Below are 23358 nucleotides of genomic sequence, written 5' to 3'. Positions count from 1 at the left end.
AAACTGAGCGTTCCACGTGGAACATTACTAAATTATCTGCCCATATAAACCAATAAAACAGAAATATCGTTGGGCGAAACACCACTAATTCTTGATGCTTGGGACACCGTTGCTGGTTGAATTTTTTTAAGCTTTTCACGCGCTTCAAAACTCATTGATTTAATTTTTGAGTAATCAAAGTTTTCAGGGATTTTTACATATTCCAGTCTATTGAGTTTATCGGCATTGTTTTTTTCTTTAGCAATATAACCTGAATACTTAACTTGTATTTCTGTTTGTTCAATGACTTCGCGATCCAAATTATTTTTCTGAATATAGGACTCAACGCTTTGAACTTTCCTAATATCGTCCATTTCAATATTAGGTCGCGCAAAGATTTTAAATAGCTTGCCAGCCTGGTTTACCGGAGCAGAATTTTTGCTTTCCAAAACAGGGTTAATCTCTTCTGGTTTTACACTTGTATTTTCAAAAAAAGAAACAAATTCTTTCGCCGACTCATGTTTCTCTTCCATGCGTCTTAATCTGTTTTCGGACGCCAAACCAATTTCAAATCCTTTTGGTGTGAGCCTTAAATCCGCATTATCTTGACGTAAAAGGGTGCGATATTCAGCCCTAGACGTAAACATTCTATAGGGCTCTTCTGTTCCTTTTGTAATTAGGTCGTCAATTAATACTCCTATATAAGCTTCGTCACGCTTTAAGGTAAACGGTTCTTTTTCCTGAACTTTAAGGCTGGCGTTTATCCCTGCTATTAGCCCTTGAGAAGCTGCTTCTTCATATCCTGTTGTACCATTAATCTGACCAGCAAAATATAGTCCATCAACCAACTTTGTTTCAAGTGTATGCTTCAATTGTGTTGGTGGAAAATAATCGTATTCAATAGCATATCCTGGTCTAAAAAACTTCACGTTTTCAAACCCAACTACAGATCGCAATGCTTTAAATTGAACATCTTCGGGAAGTGATGTCGAAAACCCATTAACATAAACCTCAACAGTATTCCAACCTTCTGGTTCAATAAACAATTGGTGTCTGTCCTTTTCCGCAAAACGATTAATTTTATCTTCAATAGATGGGCAATAACGAGGCCCCAAGCTTTTAATTCTGCCATTGAACATTGGCGACCTATCGAATCCCTCACGGAGCAAGTCATGAACCAATTCGCTGGTATAAGTCATATAACATGATCTTTGTTTTTCTAGCGGTTTGGTAATATCCAAATAAGAAAATTTTTCTGGGTTATGGTCGCCAGGCTGCTCAACCATTTTAGAATAATCTAAGGAACGCCCATCAACCCGTGGTGGTGTGCCAGTTTTCATTCTACCAGAATCGAAACCTAAGCCAACCAATTGTTCAGTGATGCCAATAGCCGCTTTTTCACCAGCTCTTCCACCTCCAAAATTCTTGTCGCCAATATGTATTAAACCATTCAAAAAGGTACCATTGGTAAGCACTACCGTTTTGGATTTTATTTCTATTCCTAAAGAGGTTTTTATCCCAACAACTTTATTCTTTTCGATCAGTAAACCAGAAACCATTTCCTGATAAAAATCCAGATTAGGTGTTTGCTCTAATAACATTCTCCAGTCTTCAGCAAAACGCATGCGGTCACTCTGCACTCTAGGACTCCACATGGCAGGGCCCTTAGACTTGTTTAGCATTTTAAATTGGATCGCAGAAGTATCAGATACAATACCACTATAACCACCAAGCGCATCAATTTCACGAACAATTTGCCCTTTGGCAATACCACCCATAGCTGGGTTACACGACATCTGTGCAATGTTCTGCAGATTCATTGTTATAAGAAGGGTCTTGCTTCCCATATTGGCAGCGGCTGCAGCAGCCTCACTACCGGCATGACCTGCACCAACAACTATAACATCATAAACATCATTAAACATGGTTAACCTATTTCAATTCGTCAATGTTCCACGTGGAACACATTAATTATAAGTTTGCAAATATACATTGAATTACTGACTTTAAGACAACAAGCTTAGATAGTGGTTTTCTTTTTTCCGCATTAACAACGCCTCCTCCTCTGATTTATCCTTATACCCACAATAATGTAGAACACCATGAACAATAACACGGCATAATTCATTTACAAAAGACACATTAAAATCCTTGGCGTTATCTTTTACGCGCTCAATAGAAATAAAAATATCGCCCTGTACGGTTTTTCCTAGGGAGTAATCGAAGCTAATAATGTCCGTTAACGTATCGTGATTAAGGAATTCAACATTTAATTTATGCAAATAATCATCGTCACAAAACACATAATTGATGTCGCCTAACGTATATCCTTCAGAAGTAATGGTATTTGAAATCCAATTTGATATCTCTACTTCGTTATCTAATTTAAAATTGGTTTCGTAATTGAATTCAATCATCTGTCTTATTGAAATACACTTTAACTTTATTTTTGTATTCCTGCTGCAAAGGTAAAGCTTGTCGATTCAATATTTCAGTTGTATTGAAATATTGTTTGGCATTGGGCAACCTATTATTGGTACTGTTCTTAAAATTGTCTTGATTAGTCTTAGATTCCCTTTTATTTTCTTCACCTTGCTGAAACGTTGCATTTTCTAGTTTCAACAACTGGTGCTGCAAATTCATCATCTTTTGTAATGTTCTGTTGGTAAAACCCCTATTAAGAAGTTCCAACTCTACATCTTCCATCTGCTTTAAAATACGATTACCTACACCACCTTTACCTTCCTTTTCTAAACGATCCTCTAGAGCCTTTCTAAGCAGTTGTTGTTGCTGATAGATTTCAAACAGTTTGCCGTTAATAAATTCGTCGGCATCACCTTCACTATCGGCTCCACTTTGCTTTCCGTCTTTACTCTGTTGCGGTTCACCTTCACCTTCTTTTTCACCAGGCTGTTTCGGTTTATCGCCTTCATTGTGGGGTTTACCATCTTCACTCTCTTTCATGCCTTCCTGCATCATTTTATTAAGCTCTTCCTGACTCATGATAATATCCGGCAATTGCATATCGCCTCCTCCATTGTCGGGAAACATGCTCATGCTCTCCTGCATACTATCCAAAATATTACTTAAAAAATCAGCCAAATTATTTGTAGCTGTTATGGCAAATTGTTGTTTGGATACGCCTTGATACACTTGACTTTCAGCAAAAAGTTCCAATGCTTTATCTATATTAAAGTAAACTTCTGAAATTTCTTTGTTAACCTTTTCAGAAATTTTAGGCTGTCTAAGCGACAAGGCAAACAAGCTATCATCTATATGCTCAAAATGCTCCTTAAGGTTGTGTTGCTTACGTAAAAAAGAGGCGTACTTGCTGTGGTTGTCATCAATGCCCTTAAACTGATTCATTAAGGTTTCCTCATCAAAAGAAAACAGCACCAAATTGTCCAAAATTTGACGAAGCATTTCCATATCTTCCTGCATTTGCTCGCCACCTCCTGCTTGCATCGCGCCTTGCATGTTTTGACTCATCTGCATCATTTTCTTGGCTGCCTTCTTCTGACTTTGTTGCGCATTATTCAAATTCTGATTGTTTTTAGGCGTTTCACTTTTTTCTCTATCTGATGCTTTTTCCTGCTCTTGCTTTTCCAACGCATCCAAAGCCTTTTGTTGCTCCTTGTCAACTTCCTGTTCGTCTAGTTTATCCCTGGGTATTTCGATTGGCTTTTTTAGTGTTTTAATATCCTTTTCCAATTGTTCCATGTTCTTTTTAAAGTCATCGAACTGTTTATTGAGACTATCTTGTTTATCCTTGGTGTTATTTTCCTCTTTTTCATTGGAAAGCTTTTCTTGATCTATAGCAAGCTTCATTAAATCTTCTTTAAGCCTTTCTAATTTCTTTTCAACATAAAAGCGCTTGGTAAGCTCCAAAAGTTGCTCTAGGCTTCTCTTTTTGTTTTTATTTTGCTTTGCTAGTTCTTCTAATTTATTGACCAGTTCCTCCTGATTGATTTTCTCTTGGAGCTCTTTCAGCTCTTCCAACAATTTTTCGTCTTGTTTTAGCTGTTCTTCCTGTTCTTCCAACCGTTGTTTTAAATCTTCCTTGAACGGATCTTTTTCTTTATTCTCCTTTTGAAACTCCTCCAAGTTATCCTTTAGCTTTTTGTTGAAATTCTTCATCATTTCATCTTGCTGCTGCTGACGTTTTAAAAAAGATTCCAGTTTCTTTTTGTCATTGAAATTTAGAACTGACTTTTCCTTTTGGGTTCTTGTCAATTCCTTAAGCTGTTGTTCTTGCTGTTCCTGATTCTTTAAGGATTTATTTAAGTCTTCAATCGTTTCGCTTTGTTGTTCCAATTGCCTTTTGACTTCTTCATCCTTGGTTCGTTTTCTATAAGTGAAAATGTTACTTTTTACACTTTTAAAATGGTTAACCAGATCATTATCAAATACTTGAAAATATAATTCATAGGGTATTCCTGCCTCAATTGCTAGATTATGTGGAAAATCGGCAAAGAATTGAGCAACATTTGAACTCGGTATTGGTATGTCTTTTCTCTTTTTTTTTGTTTCATTATCAACAGGACAATAAACAAGTTCGAGTTTGCTCAACCCATAATCATCGGTGACCTGACCGTAAAAATAAAGTGATTGTTCGTCTAAACTATCTATTTCTACTTTAATGTTCAATTCAGGATATTCATCCTTTATCACATCAATTTTAAACGCTAAATTCTCATAATTGCTGACATTTTTATTACTCGTACTTATATTGTAAGCGAACGTGTTGAAAACACGCTTAGAGGCTTCAAATCGGTTTACCTCTTCGGAAGAAAACCCAAGTGTATCGGCAGCCATTAGATAAACGGCATCAGTAGACTTAGTGTCTAAATTCCAAGTGATTTTGGTGCCTTCGGGAACAATAGCATTTCCCGTGCTTTTCAACATTTTTCGAGTCTTTTTTGTGTGTTTAGGATAATCTAAAATCATTTCAAAATTAACCAATGTAGGCACTTCAGCAACATTTAAAAGGTAAGGCTCTGAATTCACACCGTTAGCTTCCAACTCAAATTCAATTGGCTCTTTAGGTTTAGAGAAGGTAAATTCAAAAGCACCTGATCCCGATTTCTGTAAAAAATAAGATTCGTTATTAAATTTAATTTGGGCATTTTCCGGTACAACATCACCTACCGTTTTTACAATTAATTTAAAATCATCGCCCTCAAGAGTGTTCAAGTCTTCATTAAGCACAAAAAACCGGAACGGTGCGGGCGGCTCGAAAGGTATTTTATAATGCACAACCCGTTTATAACTATCGCTAAACCAATTCATGTTACCTGATATGGAACTAAGTAACAGAATCAATACTGGTATGGCTGCATATTTAAGGTATTTGGCATTTTGTTTTAAGTTAATCGCCAACTTAAAAGGCACAGGCTTAAGTTCAATGGACTTTTGCTCAATACTAGCCAATAATAATTCCGATTTAGTAGGATTTTGGTTAAGTTGAAGAATATTAAGCAGCTTGTCATTAACCTCTGGAAAGTGTCGGCCAATAAGCTTTGAGGCCTCTATATAATCAATCCCTTTTTGAAGTTTGAACAACCTAAACAATGGCATTACAACAAACTTCACCAATAGTAGCGTCTCTACCCCTACAAACAACCAAAACAAAATTGTTCTTGCGCCTGGGTTTAGCCATAATACATACTCAACAAATAAGGTGACCAATAAATAAAGCAACCCAATGGAAAAAAAAAGAATGGTTCCTTTCAATAGTTCATTAAGGTAATATTTCCTTATAAACTGCTCTAACTTAATTAATATGGTGTTAAAATTAGTCATGCCTATATTGTACTACACTAAACTACAATTTTATTTGGTACAGGGTATATAATAATGTGTTAATTGTATCTTTCTTCAGCAATACAAAATTTAGTGGTTTCATAGCTGACAAAATTTTGAATTACCTCATGAACCACTCGTTTAATCCATGTAATTTTTTTCATTTAGACATATAAAATATGAAATGAAAAAAAATCATGTACTTTTGCACAAAATAAAAAAAAATGACCAAGACTGTACGTGTACGCTTTGCTCCCAGTCCAACTGGGCCTTTACATATAGGTGGTGTTAGAACTGCTTTATTTAATTATTTATTTGCCAAAAAACACAACGGCAGCTTTATACTTAGAATTGAAGACACCGACCAAAACCGTTATGTTAAAGGGGCAGAAAACTACATTATTGAGTCATTAAACTGGTGCGGCATTACTTTTGAAGAAGGACCGGGAAAAAACGAAAAATTTGGTCCTTACAAACAAAGTGAACGTAAGCATTTATACAGGCATTATGCCGAACAATTAATTGCTTCGGGTCATGCATATTACGCCTTCGATACTGCCGAAACCTTGGATTTTCATAGACAGGATCATGAAGCCAAAGGCAAAACCTTTATCTACAATTGGCACAACCGCTTAAAGCTAACCAATTCTTTGTCGCTTAGCGCAAAGGAAACCCAAGCCAAATTGGATGCTGGTGAAGCCTATGTGATTCGATTTAAATCACCGCAGGATGAGACTCTACACTTAAAGGACATGATTCGTGGTGATATAAAAATAGACACGAATATTTTAGACGATAAAGTCCTCTTTAAAAGCGATGGTATGCCTACCTACCACTTGGCTAATATTGTTGATGATCATTTAATGCAGATTACCCATGTAATACGTGGCGAAGAGTGGTTACCTTCATTAGCATTACACCATTTATTGTATAAGGCCTTTGGATGGAAATCCCCTATATTCGCCCACCTCCCTCTAATTTTAAAACCTACCGGTAAAGGTAAATTAAGCAAACGAGATGGCGACAAATTAGGTTTTCCTGTGTTTCCCTTGGAATGGGAAGATCTAAAAACCCATGATATTTCGAGAGGGTATAAAGAAGATGGTTATTTTGCCGAAGCCGTTGTAAACTTCTTAGCCTTTTTAGGCTGGAACCCTGGTACAGAACAGGAGATATTTAGTATGGAGCAACTTATTGAGGCTTTCGACTTAGCTCGGGTTAATAAAGCAGGGGCACGCTTTGATCCCGATAAAATAAAATGGTTTAATCACCATTATATGCAAGAACAAAGCAATGACATTTTAGCTGAAACGTTTAAGTCGCAATACAGTATCTTAGAAGACATTGATATTAATTACATTGCCCTTGTTATTGGATTGGTTAAAGAGCGAGCGACCTTTATTAGTGATTTTTGGGATTTAAGCTATTACTTCTTTAAAGCCCCAAAACAATATGAAGAAAAAGCGGTTAAAAAAGCATTTAAAGAGGATACACCAGAAATAATGGGGCAAATAGTAAAAATCATTAATGCTATGGATGAATTTTCGGCTAAAAATCTTCAAATTACTGTTAAAAGCTGGATAACGAGCAACGATATAGGTTTTGGTAAAGTGATGATGCCGCTACGCTTAGCTTTGGTAGGTGCCTTACAGGGGCCCGATGTTTTTGATATTATGTATATGATAGGTAAAACGGAAACTGTTAGCAGAATTAAGGCTATGGTGAGTAAGTTGCGGTAAGCGGTTATTTAGTTTGCTGTGTTCAGTAACATTAGGCAGTGGTTTTTAATCACCTAGCTGCTTTTTTTATTAAATACCATTTTCCATTAAACCCTTCAAAATAATATTTAACATCTCCGCCTGTTTCAACTCCATACCAATGTAATAGCCTTTCATTACTGGGTCTTATATTTAATTCAAAATTGTCATAGATTTGAGTTCTCCCACTAGCAATATTAAGGTAAAATAAGTCATATTCCCATTCAGCTTTTTTAATTCTAATTGTGTCAATTTCCCCACCTAAGTTTTCTTTCCAAGAGATATGCTTTATAGGAAAATTGATTCGACTAATTTGAAATGTTGAATCAGTCATAAATTTCCAAAAAAAGAATCAAAGTTTTCATTGTTGAATACTTTTGAACTTGAGTAGCTTAATTTGGATTTCAACGTCTTTATCTTTTCGTTAGCTTTTTATAACTTGGTCGTTAAGCTATCCGTTTTAACTTGAAATTCATTTGATGTATTTTTTTGAATTTCTTTACAAGAAAGTATTCCAAAAAAGATTATTGTTACGATGTATAATCTGTACATTCTGGTTTAAATTATTGCCAACTTAATAGCAGCTTTATTATTAACCAATAACTCTTTCTAAAAAGATATCATCGCCCCAAAAACCAGCATGGATTGGTTGCCTTTAAAGCGGGCCTCACCCCTTGAGGTGTCCAAGTTTTGGTCTTCCAGTTTCTTTAAGATATTAGTAAACCCATAAATGTATTCGGCTTTAAGCCTAAAAAACTTATACCCTAAAGATGCACCAACTAATCCATTAAAATTAAATTGCGATATGGAACTAATATCCATTGCTTTTAAGTTCGTGTAGTTATTAATGTAATAGCCTTCTTGGTTTTGATCTTTTAATTCCAATTTTCCATTGTACTGTAACATGGGTCCAACATCTATGGTCAAATGACTGCCTATTAATTTTATATGGCCCAATAAGGCCAATTGGGCTGCAAACATTTTATATTCAATAAGTTCTTGTCCTCCAATGGCAGCACTAGGTCTTCCTTCAATATTAATGTAGTTTTCTGAAAGTTGCATGCCATAACTCATGTTATACCATCGGTGGGGAATATCTACTGTAGCAGAGGCTCCAAACAAAAAACCATCACCTTGTTTGGTTATAAAATTATCGGTTTCAATATCCAGTTTAGTCAAGCCTGCAAAAACGCCAATACCATTAACAATATCATAGGTTTTATGTTGGGCAAAACTTTTTGTAACAAATCCTATTAGAAGTGCTACTAATAGGTTACGAAGGTTATATTTCATTTATTTGTTATTAGTTAGATGTGTAACCAAATATAGTATAAATTTTGTATCTTAATTTTTTAAACTTAATTAAACATTTACCATGAGCTATCTTTTCATTCCCATTGTCATTTTTTTTGGACTAATTATCTTAATTTCTGCATTCTTTATTGTTAAGCAACAATCTGCAGCTATTATTGAACAATTTGGAAAATTTTCACGAATTAGTCATGCAGGTCTTAGAGTTAAAATCCCACTTGTAGAAAGAGTAGCTGGACGACTAAGCCTAAAAATTCAGCAACTGGATGTTATTGTTGAAACTAAAACACTTGATGATGTATTTGTACGCCTAAAAGTTTCTGTACAGTACAAGGTGATACGCGACAAGGTATATGACGCCTTTTACAAACTAGACTATCCCCACGACCAAATTACCAGTTATGTGTTTGACGTAGTTCGCGCCGAAGTGCCTAAAATGAAGCTGGATGACGTATTTGTGAAGAAAGATGATATAGCCATAGCCGTTAAGTCGGAGTTAAATGACGCTATGTCGGATTATGGATATGATATTATTAAAACCCTTGTTACCGATATCGACCCCGATGCCCAGGTAAAAGCAGCAATGAACCGCATTAATGCTTCTGAACGTGAAAAAATCGCCGCCCAATACGAAGGTGATGCTGCACGGATTTTAATTGTTGAAAAAGCTAAAGCCGAGGCGGAAAGCAAGCGTTTACAAGGGCAAGGTATTGCAGATCAGCGTCGTGAAATTGCTCGAGGTTTGGAAGAGTCTGTTGAAGTATTAAACCGTGTAGGCATAAACAGTCAAGAAGCCTCTGCCCTAATTGTAGTAACCCAACATTACGACACCCTTCAGTCTCTAGGAGAAGAAACCAATAGCAATTTAATTCTATTGCCTAATGCACCTCAAGCGGGAAGCAATATGCTTAATGAAATGGTAGCCAGTTTTACAGCTAGTAACCAAATTGGTGAGGCTATGAAAGAAGCTAAAAAGAAAGAGAAATAATTGAATTTTAAAGGACAAAACAAAACCTCTTAAACCTAATGTTTAAGAGGTTTTATGTTTTAAAAGGATGCCTTTCTTCCCAATCTTGCTTTGGATTCATAAGGAAAAATATAGGTCGTAAAATAGAATTCATTAATACATTGGTATGCTTCATATAAAGCACCATTGGTTTAGCCTTAGCCCCTACCGAACTTTTAATGGCCATTGCTGTTCTTGCATAAACAACATTAGAAAACTGATTGATTATACCAAACTCTAACATATCGTAAAGCATATTTAGGTATAATTGATTGGGATATTGATGTTCTTCATCATAACCTAAAAAGTATGTTTCCAATTGTTTTCCGTTTATGATAAGTGTATAAAACCCTATCAAATCTTTATTTAAAAAGTATCCAAATACTTTAAAATTGTCATTAAGCCTTAACTTAAGGCTATAAAAGTGGTTCTCCGGTAAAATAAAAGTGTTAAACTTAGCATTATTAGAAACATTTAAGTACAATTGGTGGAGAGCTTTAGACTTTTCTTGGATGGTGTCAATATGAAGCTCTTTGGTAGTTATAGCCCCAAATTTCTTTTTGGCTCGCTTATATCTGTCCCTATATTTTTTATTTAGGGTATTGATGTAATCCTTATTAGTACGCCAATGATTGCGAAGAGGCAAAATCATATTCGGTTGAACTATAACCTCATGTAATTTATGGTTTTTGAATGTGCTCTTATCTTGAAGAATAATATCATCTGTAAAAAAGTCCTTGGCTATTATAGCTCGTATCTTTTTATCATGTTTCTTTTTAATAGTTTGAATCAATTCGTCTAGACCTTGAAAAAGCGTATTAAAAAAATCAGCCTGTACTATCTGGCTGTCATTATAGTAAAGCGCATGCTGTCCCGTATGCATGAGGTTGCCAATCACCAACACATTACCTTTTAAAACCCTTGAAACAATTTCTCTAAATAATTCTTTTATATAGGACATTGTGTTTTTCCTAAACATATCTTTAAGATAGAATTGTACCCTTTGTATAATAGCTATACCAACTAGCATATCCTTTTTAAAAACACCAATATAAAACAGTTGAATATTGTTTGGCGTTGCATTCTCTAGGGCTTCAAGATAATTGGCTTGAAGAAAAATATCATGACCTACAAGGTCATCCCAAGCTTCAGGCAACTCTTCATAAGATTTATAAATACGAAATGTTTTCAATATCAAAAAAAAGACTGAAGTTAAGCTACCTCAGTCTTTGAATATGTTAAAACTTTACAAAATTTTATTACCACCCACAAATAATTGCGCCCATGATACCCATAGTTACGATCCAATAGCCGCTGTTTATAAAAATATATTTAGCGCCTTTACGCTCAAACAGCGCATTAGTACCTATTATTGGTAGTGCAATAAAAAGCCCTCCTAGAACACCGTGAAACGCACCATGTTTAAACGTTCTAAATTCATTGGTATAATCCGCCATAAACGTATCGAACGACGGCAGTACGCCTAACTCGCCTTGTGCCAAACTAAAAGCTCCCATTTGGTGAACGACCATTGGCATGACTGACATGGCTAAAAGAAAAGCAAAAATAAAAGCAAGAATAAAAATCTTAGCCATATTGGCTCCTTTCATCTTTTCTTCGGTCATGTCTGCTGCCTTCATCCACGCATTGCCAAAAACTTTTGGATTATACCAAATAAAGCCAACAACAAGGGCTGAAACTGCCGCAACTAGAATCGCTAAAAAATTAATTTCCATAATGATTAAAGATTAGTTAATAGTTAAATATAGTTAAAATAGGCTTAACCCATTCTATTTTAACATTTTAAAACTATTTCTATCTTTTAAATAGCTTTGGCTTCGTCTACTAGCAGATTATTTTTATCCTGAAGAGCCTTACTAATAAAGTCATCAATATCACTATTTTTGGACAGTCCTGCTTCCAACAAAGTTTTTAAGGTAATTGCAACAGCAATACGAGTGCCCACTTTCTTCGTTGCCGTATTGAATAATGGCAATAATTCTTCATAACTTACCTCTTTAGCTAGTACTTTAATTTCAGCTTTAACCTTTTGCTGTTTGGCCTCAGGCAAGTTGGTGTATTTTTTACCTAACTGCTGAATGACATCAATAGCCTTTCGTTTAGTTAGTTGAGATTTTTGACTATTGGCCTTTTGCCTTTGGACTGGTTTCACAGACTGTTTGGCCCAGGTATCCCTTAAACCAACTGTTTTATTGAAAATCAATTTATCAGAAGTCGAATCGTTATCCACATTAAAATAGCCTAAGCGTTGAAACTGGAATCTATCGCCTTGGAAAACCTCTTTTAAACTAGGTTCAACATATGCCTCAATAACTTTTAGGGAATTCGGGTTTAAAAACTCCATAAAATCCTTGTCTTGATGAGTATCGGGCGCCTCATCCATAAACAATCTATCGTATTCCCTAACCTCAGCTTTAATGGCATGTTCTATTGATACCCAATGTAAGGTCCCCTTTACTTTGCGAGAGGTGTCTTCAGAATAGGTACAGTGCACTTCCGTTATATTGCCATTGGCATCTTTAATAACACGATCTGCCACAATAATATAAGCATTTTTAAGTCGAACTTCTCCGCCTAGCTTTAATCTAAAAAATTTATTTCCAGCTTCTTCCTTAAAGTCTTCTTTTTCAATATAAAGTTCCCTCGAAAAAGGTACTTTTCTAAACCCAGCATTGTCATCTTCTGGATTGTTTTCAGCATCCATCCACTCTACTTTACCCTCTGGATAATTTGTAATGACTAATTTTAATGGATTTAAAACAGCCATTACACGTGGTGCGACTCTATTTAAATCCTCCCGCACACAAAACTCCAAAAGCGAGACATCAATGACATTATCACGTTTTGCTACGCCAACTGTTTCCACAAACTTCTTAATTGCATTTGGCGTATAACCTCTTCTGCGCAACCCCGAAATAGTTGGCATTCTTGGATCATCCCATCCGCTAACGATACCATCTTCTACCAATTTTAGCAATTTACGCTTGCTCATGATGGTATAACTTAGATTTAAACGCGCAAATTCACGTTGCTTTGGCCTTAATTTGTTTGGATCAACAATTTGGTCCAAGAACCAATCGTAAAGCTCTCTATGTGGTTTAAATTCCAAAGAACATAAAGAATGTGATATTTGTTCTATATAATCGCTTTCGCCATGTGTCCAATCATACATGGGGTAAATACACCAATTATCACCAGTTCTATGATGGTCTTTGTTAATAACACGGTACATAATAGGATCCCGCATCAACATATTGGGGTGTTGCATATCTATTTTTGCACGCAAAATATGCTCCCCTTCTTCGAAATCACCATTCTTCATGCGTTCGAAAAGTTCTAAATTTTCGGCTATACTTCTATTTCTATATGGCCCTTCAATACCTGGCTGGGTTGGTGTACCCTTTTGCTCGGCCATAGCTTCACTGGATTGCGAGTCTACATAAGCTTTGCCTTCTTTTATTATCTGAATGGCCCAATCATATAGTATTTGGAAATAATCCGACGAATATAACTCTTGGTCCCATTGGTAACCCAACCATGTAATATCTTCTTTAATAGCATCTACATACTCCTGCTCTTCCTTTGCAGGATTGGTATCATCAAACCTTAAATTAACAGGGGCTTTGTAGTACTCGCCCAACCCAAAACTAATACCTATGGCCTTGGTATGGCCAATATGCAGATACCCATTAGGTTCTGGTGGAAACCGAAATCTAAGTTTACTTTCTGGTAAGCCATTAGCCAAATCTTCCTCTATAATTTGCTCAATAAAATTAAGCGATCTTCTTTCTTCGGACATAAAACTTAATACCCAAGTATAATACTTGGAAACTCTTATGGTTATATAAAATTTTTAAACAAAATTAGGTAATTTTACCGACTTAAAATGAGATTGGATGGGAATTATAAAAGTTGAAAATATTCGTGTATTCGCCTATCATGGCTGTTTGAAGGAAGAAACCAAAATAGGAAGTGACTATCGTGTTGATTTGGAAGTTAAAGCCAATTTACAGCCTTCTGCAAAGAGTGATGATTTAAGGGATACTGTCGATTACGTGTTCTTAAACCGCATAATTAAAGAGGAAATGGGCAAACCTTCTCACTTACTTGAAACCGTATGCAGACGTATTTTAGATCGTATTTTTAATGAAGATAAGTTGGTTACAAAAGCAACGGTTAGTGTAAGCAAACTTAACCCGCCTATAGGTGGCGATGTAGAACAGGTAACCGTTAAAATGGTTGATGAGCGTAAAAAATACAATTAACCATTGAAAAGTATTATTTTTTTTTACATTTGCACTGAATTAATGGCGTCATGGCCGAGTGGCTAGGCAGAGGTCTGCAAAACCTTCTACAGCGGTTCGAATCCGCTTGACGCCTCAAAAAAGTGACCGTGTTTTGATAACTTTAATAACCGGTCGCTTTTTTATTTTATAGGGGTGATATTTTCTATACGCTCTATATTTCTTTCATAGGTTTTTGGGAAAAAGCCCTGCACCAGAAGCAAAATACCAAAGCCCAAAATAACAATAGCAATAACTTTTTTTGTCTTAAATATAAGTTTAGGTGTTAATTGTGCCCTAAGCTTTTTTGCTATTAAAATTTTGAATATATCTGTAGAAAAATAAGAGGCCAACATGGAAATGATAAATATTGTACCGCCATTTTCTGATGAAGTTAACGAATCTCCCAAAACTATGAACCCCAACCATCCCAATAGTACACCAATATTGATGAAATTGAGTAAAAAGCCCTTAATAAATAGTTTTCCATAACCCTTTTTTATTTCAATTTTATGGTATTCTTTTACTATAGCCCGAAAGGATTTTGATGTCCTCATAAAGGAAATGACGCCGTAAACCACTAATAAAACACCGCCGAATATTAAAAAGTTAGGGTCGTTACTAATTTTTCCTCGTAAATTATTGGTACTATAAAAGGCAATAAGGATGAAAATAATGTCGGCAAAGATAACCCCAAGATCAAAAATTAAAGCACTTCTAAAACCTTTGGTGGCTCCAGTTTCCAAAAGCACAAAAAATACAGGGCCAATAGTAAACGCCAGTATAATTCCAAACGGAATTGCCGTAATTATATCATCAACCATAACTTTGTGAAGCTTAACACAAAGTAAAGAAATAATTTACAACTAGCTTGTGGAATTTCAAAAATTAAAGATGTGTTATATCTACTGAGTATTCTGGTTTAAATTTAACTTTTACTAAAGAATAGCTTTCTTTTTCCAGTCTTCACAGGGCTTTCACTAGCAAATTTTAATTTTTCGTCCTTGTCCCAAATACCCCAATAGGCCCCCACATCACCTTCGGCACCCACTTTCCATGACTCATCAAAAGAGGAGAAATAGAATAGCTCAATACTCTCCTCTTTTGCCCACTGTTGCGCGTTGATAAAATATTTAATAGCGTTCTCATAAGAAGGTTTTGCGCCATGAAGTCCTTCTCCAATATTGGGCCACCCTGTTTCTGTAATGATAACTTTTTTACCGTTTGCTGCTTTTTGGGCCTGTTGATACATGTTCTTCATGTAGATTAACGAATACTCAAAGCTACAGCCTTCCCAATAGGGATAGCAATTGGCCAATACAATATCACAAGTTTCTGTTATCTTAGGGCGATGTGAAAACTCATAATAGGCATCTACATAACCCATGGGTATATTTGGAATTACCTCTTTTACTTGCTGCATATACTTTAAAAGCTCATCTTCATTTAAGTCTCCCCTATACATCACTTCATTACCAACGGCAGCAATATCTACATACCCATCTTGAGCTAATTTTACAAGCCCCTCTATTTCCTTCTTGTTAACCTCTTTATCTTTTCCTAACCATGCTCCTACTAGTGTTTTAATGCCATATTCCTTAGCTATAACAGGAATCAACTCATTCCCTTCAGTACACGAAAATGAACGCACCCACTTCGTGTAGGGTTTAATGATTGCCATTCTCCTTCTAATTTGCGCCTCGGTAATTTGATCACCTGGCTGCTGTCCCTCTTCATAAGGACTAAAACAAAGTCCATGCATCCCGCTATTCAACATTCTGGAAAACAGGTTTTGCAATCCGTTTATGGTTTTATCATTAAGATTTCCTCCTGATAACGCTAATATTCTATCTGTTCTTATTGACATTTTAATTCTTTATTTTAAAGTTCTCCTCTTCTTTCAATTAATTTTGCTTTTATTTCCCTAGCACGTTCTTCACTAAGACTATAACTCCACATTACCCAAATAGCAAAGGCAGCAGTTATAGATGGAATAATAATATCCGCTATTCTTAGGCTGTGCATAGTTTCGGCCGTTTGAACTGGAGCATCTGAAATAAATCCAACTAATTGCAACACCAAGCCTCCTAAAAACAAGGCAATAGACTGCCCAATTTTTACCATCCACCAATAAATAGCCCCAAAAGTGCCTTCTTTACGAGGCATTCCGTTTTTTAATTCATCTAAATCACAAACATCCGCCGTCATACTCATCATTAAAGTAAAAAGACTTCCCATACCAAAAGCAATCAATGGAACAGGTACAAAAATAAGCCAAGGCACACCTTGACTTGTGTCTATACTAAACCATGTCATCCCTAAACTTTCCAAAAAAGGATTGATCATTTCAAAAAATCCACCTAAACCCTTGTTTAAGGATTGAGCAAAAGCCGTTTCGTTAAACTCTTGGTTTAGCCCAACATCAAAGCCCCACCATTTCATAATATAACCGACAATTGAAATTAGTGTAGCTATAATAAATGCCTTACGTTTTCCTACCAGACTAGCTATTTTAGATATAATTGGTATAACAAAAAAAGCTGTTATTAAGGCTGTAATAGTAGAAAACCATGCAGGCCATGTGCCAGCATTTTCGTAGCTGCCATTATACATGTAAAACACAATGATATATACGCTAAAAGCGGCTACCATTTGAAAACCATTGAATACCAAAAATGTTGCGCCACAAAGCTTGACAAAAGGTTTGTTTTTGGCCACCTCCATAATGCTTTTAAAAAGCTGTATTAGGTTTTTGCCCAATGTTTTTAAAGTTATTTCTTTTCGATTTTCAATAGCCGATGAATCGATTCCTTTACAGAAAAACGCAGGAAGAACCCCTAAAACAACACAGACAAGAGCAACGTAAACTGACATTTCCCTAACACCTTCCGCCTGATTATCGAATAGATTGGGGTCTGCAATAATGACCCAAAACCAAGGCACAATCATCCAAGCTATTTGGCCAATAGTATTGGCATAGGCCATTAGTCTGGTTCGCTCGTTATAATCCGAAGTCATTTCGTACCCCAAGCCGACCAATGGTGTTGCATATATGGTATTACCTATAATAAAAAGGATGGATAAGATTAAGAAATACCAAAAATTATAGGTTTGGGAGTTAGTCTCATCCAACTGCCACAAAACCATAAACAAAATACCACTTGCAATGGCTCCAATAAATATATAGGGTCTTCGTCTTCCCCAACGGGAATTAGTGTTATCTGAAATAAAACCCATAATAGGGTCTGTAAACGCATCGAAAAAGCGAGGCAAAGCTCCTAAAATACCAGCATACAAAGGTTCCATTCCAAAAGCCGTCAATAAAAAAAACATAAAAAAGCTAAGAGCCCCAGGTAACAGATTCAAAACAAAATGCCCTGCTCCAAATGCAGTTTTTTGCCCTACAGGTACCCTATCTTTCGCATTTGTTTTGTAATGTGCCATAAGTCTTGATTTTTTTATTTTAATCCATTATAAGCTCTTTTCACAACATGAAATGTCTGCTTTTTGTTTCTGTTGATATCCACTATGCCCCAGTATTCTTCGTTAGGAGACCCATCGTAAGGCACACCGCTACTATTAGGCGCCCATCCTCCTGGATCTTGAATATCCAAGTTCCCTGCTTTCCACCATCCATCAGTAAAGGAGAACAGGGTAACACCAGAGCATATATTAGTGTTTTTAAATACATCTCTTAAAATACTAGCATTCGCTAGGGCTTGAGCCCTCTCATTCACGCCTTGTTCGTGTCCCTCCTTTTCGATAGTCATATAACTATCGGCTCCAGCTTCTGATAGGTACATTGGTTTTTCACTAACCGCTTCCCATTCTGGAAAAATGGTTTCCGGATTGTCCCATCGGTACACGTTCATGCCCCAAACATCTATATTAGGGCACATGGATAAAGCTATTTTATCAGGTAAATCGCCATGTGCAGTAGTTACAGGATGCACATAGTCGTGTTGATGAATGGCATCCGCAGCTTCATTAAGGGTTTTGTACCAGTTTTTTATATCACCATCGAACCACTCGGGGTGATAATTGTATTCATTACCCAATTCCCACATTAAGATGGCATCGTGGTCTTTGTAATGGTTTACATAATCGATAAATGTACCCGAAAGGATATCGTATTTACCATCTTGATTATAGCCAAACCCGACAATAGCCTTTATGCCCGCAGCGGCAATTTCATCTAGAACCGATTCATCAGCAATTGGCTCATAAACCCTAATGGTATTAATGCCGGCCTCTTTCATAAGGGTTAGGTCCTGTGTTAAGGTTACAAAACTTCTTTGTTTACTTCCTTTAGGTACGGGATGGTAGCAAATTCCTTTTATGGTATAAGGCTTATTATTTACAAGTATTTGTCTTCCGCTAACTGAAACCACAGATTCACTAGAGACATTCTTACAAGAACAACCCAATCCTAATACTATTACTATAACGATAATTAATCTCATGTACTAACGATTTTGTTGTTTCATTGCTGATTCTGTTTTCGGTACTAAAACTTGTTTCAGCAAACTATCCTTATTGCCGTTAAACGTTTTTTTAATAGGGTTACCGTGCCGTGTTAATCCTTTAAATACAGATTGGTCTACCAAATCCCAAAGTGCGTACTTAGCCTTGCCTTCAATAGTAAACAGGCCAAAATGATTTTCGGAGCCTTCGGGTTTTAAAGCATCCTTCCAGGGTTCATCAAACGCCTCAAAATAGAAGCAAGACATGCCAAATGAATTGGTCCAGTCACGCATGTGTTGGTAATACAAGCCTTGTTTGTATTCGTCCGTAGCTCTTGAACCTTCGTTTCCGTATTGCTCTGCAGACACACTCGCCCAACCAGTTTCTCCAATGTGGATGGGCTTAGTAACACCAAGACTTTTCATGTAATTTGCTACACTATCGTATTGTGATACTGCATAGTTTTTGGCTTTAAGTATCAAAGCATCAATTTGTTCTAATTTTGTATTCTTTTTTTTATCTTCAGAAAGGTTCCAAAACACAGGGTTATAATGTGTATCATGCATGGGATAGGTATGCATAGAAATAAAATCTACGGCCTTAATTAAGCTGTTTAGATCGTCTACATGATAGTCTTCACTACCGCCCCCCCAAGAGGCGAAATTATCAGAGCTTGTTATCCATAGGTCTTTAGGTAACTCTCCTTTATTTTTGAGATTTTGTAAATAATTCACCCATTTTAAAATAATACCCGGTTGCACATAATAACTCCATGCCCACTTTACCATAGCCTCGTTGCCCACGGCTATTATTTTAACTATGTCTGGATATATTTTAGCAAGAGAAACAGCTTTGTTTATTTCTGAAGTATTGTTTTCTAAATCCTCAGCATGATGGTTAGGATGTTCTGTCCAAGCATGTTCACAGTCCATCCAAGCACCCAACATGACATACATTTCAAAATCAGGGTCTTCATTTTTTAGCTCCCTTATGGCTTGTATAACATTGGATGCGTGTGGAAATTGCAGATTATAGGTTCGTAACACTTTAATGTTCATTGCCGCCAAAATCTTCAAATCCTCTTTTAACTCTTCTAGAGTTGGTTGAATGTCTCGCGTGTTATAGCGATAGCCACCATAGGATATGGCCAAATAGTCTGGGTTGCCCAAAATATCTGCTGCTGTTTTTTCCATAGTTCCCTTTGTGCTAAATTGACATCCCATAAATGAAATAAAAATTAAAACTGATATTACCCGCTTTATAATTAACATGTATCTATTTTTTAATCGAAACCATTATTCGATTAATACCTCCTATTCTTTCAAAAACTTGTTTGCTTATTTCTTTATCTAGGCTCAAATAGTTAAGCTTGGTTGTTGTTCCGTTGTTAAACTCAACCGATATTTCCTCCTTTTCTGATTGTTTATAGATAATTGGCACTTGACAATAGGTAAAACATAACTCACCTTTATTCAGTTCCAATTCATTTTGTTTTCCTTTAATAGTTGTATAACGGAATGTTTTTGAAGTGCTTAAAAATTCTTTAGCCTGTAAAAGCTTCGGATTAAATACAATCTGCCCCTCTTTTACAAATACGCCCAATTCTCCAAATCTAGTCAATACATCTTCTTTTACTTGTCCAGTCATGCCCGGTTGTTGTGCGCCTTTTGTTGCTGGTGTATGGGAATAGGGATCGGTTGGAAAAGCGCCATAAAGCTCTGGTGATTTATGCACCCCTATACCCGCAATAATTTCGTAGTAATGGTCTAGCAACCTACCTATAACTTCATCACTTTCATTATTTGCCATTGCCAACACACAGTTTTCCTGAACCGCTAATGATAATTTCGATACCATGTGCCAATAGATAGATCCCAAACCTTCGTAGCCAAAGAACGTACCTGAACGCCCTGTAAAAGATTTGTGATTGAAAACATCTTCAAATATACTCAATAACAAATCTTTTTCTTCCTTAACCAGCTCCTTATAGTCCTCAGGCAAATTAGATAATGCGTCTACTAAACTATTGGCATTATTAAAATTGCCATTGAAATGATAGTCCCCTAAAACATCTTTTTCTATGATTTCGGCATTTTTACCGTTAATTAACAGCTTTAATAATTTGGATTGCTCTACTTTTGATTCTGGAATATTATTCTTTTGGTTAAATCCAGGCAGCTGTTTGTTTGGGTACAGAATATAGCTATACTGATCTTCCCTAAATAGCGCACTATTTTTTAATCCGTCCAATAATGCAAGTGCTTCAGCAGGGGTAAGGTGACCAGAACTCAACACGGCTACTTGACCTTCCAGCATTTCTGAGAGATAAGAAATAGACACTTCCTCGTTATTACTAACAGTCATTAAGTTATAGGCATGATACATATTGTCCGCCCGCTTATTGGCATTAATGGTGTGCTGTAAATAGGCTTTTGTGGTCTTTATAAAATCAAGGATTTCTGCTTTTGAAACCGCTTGCTTTTGTCCCTTAAAGGTCTCTTTATAGATTACAGATCGATATTTGCTTCCAGCCAATCCTAAACCATCCATAACAGTCTTTCTATCGCTATCAGACACCTTTGCGTTTAAGATAGACTTGTTATTATGTAAGGTGGAAAGAACCTCTTTAAAAAACGCTTGTAATTCTACCGAAAGTTCAACAAAGCCAAAATCTGACTTTTCAATAATGGTTTCAAAGAAATTAAAGAATCTGTTTAAGTAATACAGTGTTACCATGGAAACACCATTGCCCACCAAAGCATTATTGGCGTCATTCCATTCTGGTCGTTGCGTGTTTAACCAAATACCTCCCTCAGGGATAAAATTGGATAGTTTTGCCAATACCGTAGCCAGTATTTTTTCAATAAAGTTGACTTTATAGATAGAACCATTTTGATTTCTCAATAAAGCACCATCTGCACCAATATCGTTTCTTAATTGGTTAATTTTAGCATCTAATTTATAGTCGAAATCGATAGTGTCTTTCGGATTGTTTAAAATGTCTTTATAGGACTTTATTTTATAAGGTACATTGGCATAAACAAATACATTTTCATTAAATAGCTTTTCCAATCGGCTAGGGTAGTGGTCTTCGATAAATTCTAGGAACTTCAACAAATAAATAATTTGATGATCACCCCAATACCCAATATACGACCAAGGATCATGCTCTTCTATAACTTCCCAATCAAACCCGTCTTTAGTTACACGATAGGGATTATAACCGTCAAAAGTAGAGGCGTTTAAAAACTTGTGAATCATGCCTTCAATAAACTCAGGATAAGCGTGGGCCAAAGCTTCCCAATTTTGAAATATATCGCGCCAATTTCCTTGGTAATCTAATATTTTGGAGCCGTCTATTTCACTTCTTGTGTTTATGGAAAACTTATTCCAAGGCCTACTAGGGTCTCCATGTCTTCGGCTAAACTTTAATGGTAAATATTCAAAACAAAGTCTTTTAAAGTCTTGATCCGAATCTACTACAGCTATGTGCTTTAAATAGGCATAAGTGAATACATCTGAGAGGTCTTTAATTAAGTCTCTCTTGCTATTGAAAATCGTTTTGTTTGCTTTTTTGATGTATTTTGCAAAATCTTCTTTTTCTATATTGTAATGGTCGTCAAAAATACCGCCACGCATAATATTGAATAGCGTATTGGCAAAATGCCTCGTGTTGGTCAATGGATCTGCTGTTAGTTGCAAACCATCTGCTTCTCCAGTTAGTTTTATAAGGTTTTGAGTTCCGTTATCAATATCCTTTTGAATGATTTCTGAAAGGTTATTGGTATTTTTAATCATTTCTGAAATCTCAACAATGCTTGAAATCGATTGATTAACATCGGCTACAAAAATCCAATTGTGTTCATTATTTGGCTTCAAAACAATATCAGAAACCATAAAATAAGCGCCTTTTTCAGCTTTAATATCTTCTTCTTGCTCAATGGCCAATCCCCTTCTGAAATTGTTCAACTGCAATGACGATAGGAGGTAAGTGGGTTGCTCCACTCCAACAGACCAAACTATATTGGCCTTTAAGGCTTCACTAGGTTCCGCCTTGTCCACGATTACAGCACTAAGCGCATATATCCCCAGTCCATCAGCTTTGTTTAATTCACTTCGTTTATAAGCGTCGACTAAATTACTACGACTATTTTGAAGTTCGGAGCCAACACTTGCTGGCATAATATTCTGCAGACCATCTAACACCTTAACGGTTTTTGATTCCGCAGTGTTATTGATTAAGGTTGATTTTTTTATAAATCCAAATTTATCGCTGGAATTCCACTGGTAACGAAATGTAAGCCCTAAATCTTCATTTATTTCTTCAAAAACAACTTTGTTCCCATAAACATTTTTATAAAGGTTTCTACGGATATTGTAAACTCCCATTTGACGTTCTGAAAATGGCTCCCAGATATGGATTTTTCCATCTATAGTAATTTGATAAATCGTTTTGCTTCCTGTAATATCTGCCGATTCGGTTATTTTATCATCAGTATAATAAGGAAATAAGGCATATTCTGCATTTTGTCGTCCAGCTGTCAATCCCCCATTACTAGAGATAAACATCCAATGGTTGGAGTCGCTAACAATACTCATAAAAAAAGGCCGCATGGCATCGCTGTTGGCTATTTTGTAATAACTTTCGTTATCAATATTGACAAACTCGCCTTTAACTTTATTTGTTTTGTCTATGTTACTATTATTTTTTAAATGAACTGCTTGATCCATTGGT

Annotated in this window: 16 protein-coding genes, 1 tRNA gene and 1 pseudogene; 4 read left to right on the top strand and 14 right to left on the bottom strand. The window is 36.1% G+C overall.

What is annotated here, in order from left to right; all coding sequences use genetic code 11:
* Window positions 1-32: 32 nt before the first annotated feature.
* From mnmG to K7G79_RS05810, 3 genes are all read right to left on the bottom strand, one after another.
* On the bottom strand, window positions 33-1904 hold the full coding sequence (mnmG, locus tag K7G79_RS05820) for a tRNA uridine-5-carboxymethylaminomethyl(34) synthesis enzyme MnmG (RefSeq protein WP_223550061.1): 1872 nt from the start codon (window positions 1902-1904) through the stop codon (window positions 33-35).
* 81 nt (window positions 1905-1985) lie between these two features.
* Window positions 1986-2396, bottom strand: a complete 411-nt coding sequence (gene ybeY / locus K7G79_RS05815) for an rRNA maturation RNase YbeY (protein WP_223550059.1) — start codon at window positions 2394-2396, stop codon at window positions 1986-1988.
* Window positions 2389-5781, bottom strand: coding sequence for a DUF4175 family protein (locus tag K7G79_RS05810; RefSeq protein ID WP_223550057.1), 3393 nt, complete (start codon window positions 5779-5781; stop codon window positions 2389-2391). The genes ybeY and K7G79_RS05810 overlap by 8 nt, the downstream gene beginning before the upstream one ends.
* Before the next feature lie 224 nt (window positions 5782-6005).
* Here K7G79_RS05810 and gltX point away from each other — a divergent pair, with 224 nt between their 5' ends.
* Entirely contained in the window at window positions 6006-7520 is a 1515-nt protein-coding gene (gltX, locus tag K7G79_RS05805; protein WP_223550055.1) for a glutamate--tRNA ligase, read from the top strand.
* A gap of 49 nt (window positions 7521-7569) precedes the next feature.
* Here the strand turns inward: gltX and K7G79_RS05800 are convergent.
* Together K7G79_RS05800 and K7G79_RS05795 are read right to left on the bottom strand one after the other, a co-directional pair.
* Window positions 7570-7875: pseudogene (locus tag K7G79_RS05800) on the bottom strand (hypothetical protein); the annotation flags it as partial.
* A gap of 272 nt (window positions 7876-8147) precedes the next feature.
* Entirely contained in the window at window positions 8148-8831 is a 684-nt protein-coding gene (locus K7G79_RS05795) for a hypothetical protein (RefSeq protein WP_223550051.1), read from the bottom strand.
* 82 nt (window positions 8832-8913) lie between these two features.
* Here K7G79_RS05795 and K7G79_RS05790 point away from each other — a divergent pair, with 82 nt between their 5' ends.
* Window positions 8914-9837 carry an SPFH domain-containing protein gene (locus K7G79_RS05790; protein ID WP_223550049.1) on the top strand — a complete coding sequence of 308 codons (924 nt, stop codon included), beginning with the start codon at window positions 8914-8916 and terminating at the stop codon, window positions 9835-9837.
* 52 nt (window positions 9838-9889) lie between these two features.
* On the opposite strand, the gene K7G79_RS05785 is transcribed toward K7G79_RS05790, so the two are convergent.
* From K7G79_RS05785 to K7G79_RS05775, 3 genes are all read right to left on the bottom strand, one after another.
* Window positions 9890-11047, bottom strand: a complete 1158-nt coding sequence (locus tag K7G79_RS05785; RefSeq protein ID WP_223550047.1) for a GNAT family N-acetyltransferase — start codon at window positions 11045-11047, stop codon at window positions 9890-9892.
* A gap of 67 nt (window positions 11048-11114) precedes the next feature.
* Window positions 11115-11591 (bottom strand): DUF1761 domain-containing protein, encoded by a 477-nt coding sequence (locus K7G79_RS05780; RefSeq protein ID WP_223550045.1) that lies wholly within the window; start codon window positions 11589-11591, stop codon window positions 11115-11117.
* A gap of 86 nt (window positions 11592-11677) precedes the next feature.
* Window positions 11678-13675, bottom strand: coding sequence for a glutamine--tRNA ligase/YqeY domain fusion protein (locus K7G79_RS05775; RefSeq protein WP_223550043.1), 1998 nt, complete (start codon window positions 13673-13675; stop codon window positions 11678-11680).
* 97 nt (window positions 13676-13772) lie between these two features.
* On the opposite strand from K7G79_RS05775, the gene folB reads away from it, so the two are divergent.
* Together folB and K7G79_RS05765 are read left to right on the top strand one after the other, a co-directional pair.
* On the top strand, window positions 13773-14141 hold the full coding sequence (gene folB, locus K7G79_RS05770; protein ID WP_223550041.1) for a dihydroneopterin aldolase: 369 nt from the start codon (window positions 13773-13775) through the stop codon (window positions 14139-14141).
* A gap of 44 nt (window positions 14142-14185) precedes the next feature.
* Window positions 14186-14256: transfer RNA gene (locus K7G79_RS05765), tRNA-Cys, on the top strand.
* 46 nt (window positions 14257-14302) lie between these two features.
* On the opposite strand, the gene K7G79_RS05760 is transcribed toward K7G79_RS05765, so the two are convergent.
* The 6 genes from K7G79_RS05760 to K7G79_RS05735 all read right to left on the bottom strand — a co-directional run bounded on the left by K7G79_RS05760 (window position 14303) and on the right by K7G79_RS05735 (window position 23354).
* Window positions 14303-14983, bottom strand: coding sequence for a LysE family translocator (locus K7G79_RS05760; protein WP_223550039.1), 681 nt, complete (start codon window positions 14981-14983; stop codon window positions 14303-14305).
* A gap of 104 nt (window positions 14984-15087) precedes the next feature.
* Window positions 15088-16026 (bottom strand): glycosyl hydrolase family 17 protein, encoded by a 939-nt coding sequence (locus K7G79_RS05755; RefSeq protein ID WP_223550038.1) that lies wholly within the window; start codon window positions 16024-16026, stop codon window positions 15088-15090.
* 14 nt (window positions 16027-16040) lie between these two features.
* A complete protein-coding gene (locus tag K7G79_RS05750; protein WP_223550036.1) occupies window positions 16041-17603 on the bottom strand; it encodes an MFS transporter in 1563 nt (520 codons plus the stop codon).
* 14 nt (window positions 17604-17617) lie between these two features.
* Window positions 17618-18622, bottom strand: a complete 1005-nt coding sequence (locus tag K7G79_RS05745; protein WP_223550034.1) for a glycoside hydrolase family 2 TIM barrel-domain containing protein — start codon at window positions 18620-18622, stop codon at window positions 17618-17620.
* A gap of 3 nt (window positions 18623-18625) precedes the next feature.
* Window positions 18626-19846 (bottom strand): glycosyl hydrolase family 17 protein, encoded by a 1221-nt coding sequence (locus K7G79_RS05740; protein WP_223550246.1) that lies wholly within the window; start codon window positions 19844-19846, stop codon window positions 18626-18628.
* Window positions 19847-19898: 52 nt separating this feature from the next.
* A complete protein-coding gene (locus tag K7G79_RS05735; protein WP_223550032.1) occupies window positions 19899-23354 on the bottom strand; it encodes a hypothetical protein in 3456 nt (1151 codons plus the stop codon).
* Window positions 23355-23358 lie beyond the last annotated feature (4 nt).

The organism is Aestuariivivens sp. NBU2969, assembly GCF_019931125.1.
GTDB classification, from domain to species: Bacteria; Bacteroidota; Bacteroidia; order Flavobacteriales; family Flavobacteriaceae; genus Aestuariivivens; species Aestuariivivens marinum.
Note: the sequence above shows the minus strand (reverse complement) of the source record. Positions and strands in the feature narration are given on the sequence as shown.

Coding starts and splice junctions, on each gene's coding strand:
- mnmG (WP_223550061.1), bottom strand. CDS start 1,904: ATGTTTAATGATGTTTATGATGTTATAGTTGTTGGTGCAGGTCATGCC.
- ybeY (WP_223550059.1), bottom strand. CDS start 2,396: ATGATTGAATTCAATTACGAAACCAATTTTAAATTAGATAACGAAGTA.
- K7G79_RS05810 (WP_223550057.1), bottom strand. CDS start 5,781: ATGACTAATTTTAACACCATATTAATTAAGTTAGAGCAGTTTATAAGG.
- gltX (WP_223550055.1), top strand. CDS start 6,006: ATGACCAAGACTGTACGTGTACGCTTTGCTCCCAGTCCAACTGGGCCT.
- K7G79_RS05795 (WP_223550051.1), bottom strand. CDS start 8,831: ATGAAATATAACCTTCGTAACCTATTAGTAGCACTTCTAATAGGATTT.
- K7G79_RS05790 (WP_223550049.1), top strand. CDS start 8,914: ATGAGCTATCTTTTCATTCCCATTGTCATTTTTTTTGGACTAATTATC.
- K7G79_RS05780 (WP_223550045.1), bottom strand. CDS start 11,591: ATGGAAATTAATTTTTTAGCGATTCTAGTTGCGGCAGTTTCAGCCCTT.
- K7G79_RS05775 (WP_223550043.1), bottom strand. CDS start 13,675: ATGTCCGAAGAAAGAAGATCGCTTAATTTTATTGAGCAAATTATAGAG.
- folB (WP_223550041.1), top strand. CDS start 13,773: ATGGGAATTATAAAAGTTGAAAATATTCGTGTATTCGCCTATCATGGC.
- K7G79_RS05760 (WP_223550039.1), bottom strand. CDS start 14,983: ATGGTTGATGATATAATTACGGCAATTCCGTTTGGAATTATACTGGCG.
- K7G79_RS05755 (WP_223550038.1), bottom strand. CDS start 16,026: ATGTCAATAAGAACAGATAGAATATTAGCGTTATCAGGAGGAAATCTT.
- K7G79_RS05750 (WP_223550036.1), bottom strand. CDS start 17,603: ATGGCACATTACAAAACAAATGCGAAAGATAGGGTACCTGTAGGGCAA.
- K7G79_RS05745 (WP_223550034.1), bottom strand. CDS start 18,622: ATGAGATTAATTATCGTTATAGTAATAGTATTAGGATTGGGTTGTTCT.
- K7G79_RS05740 (WP_223550246.1), bottom strand. CDS start 19,846: ATGGGATGTCAATTTAGCACAAAGGGAACTATGGAAAAAACAGCAGCA.
- K7G79_RS05735 (WP_223550032.1), bottom strand. CDS start 23,354: ATGGATCAAGCAGTTCATTTAAAAAATAATAGTAACATAGACAAAACA.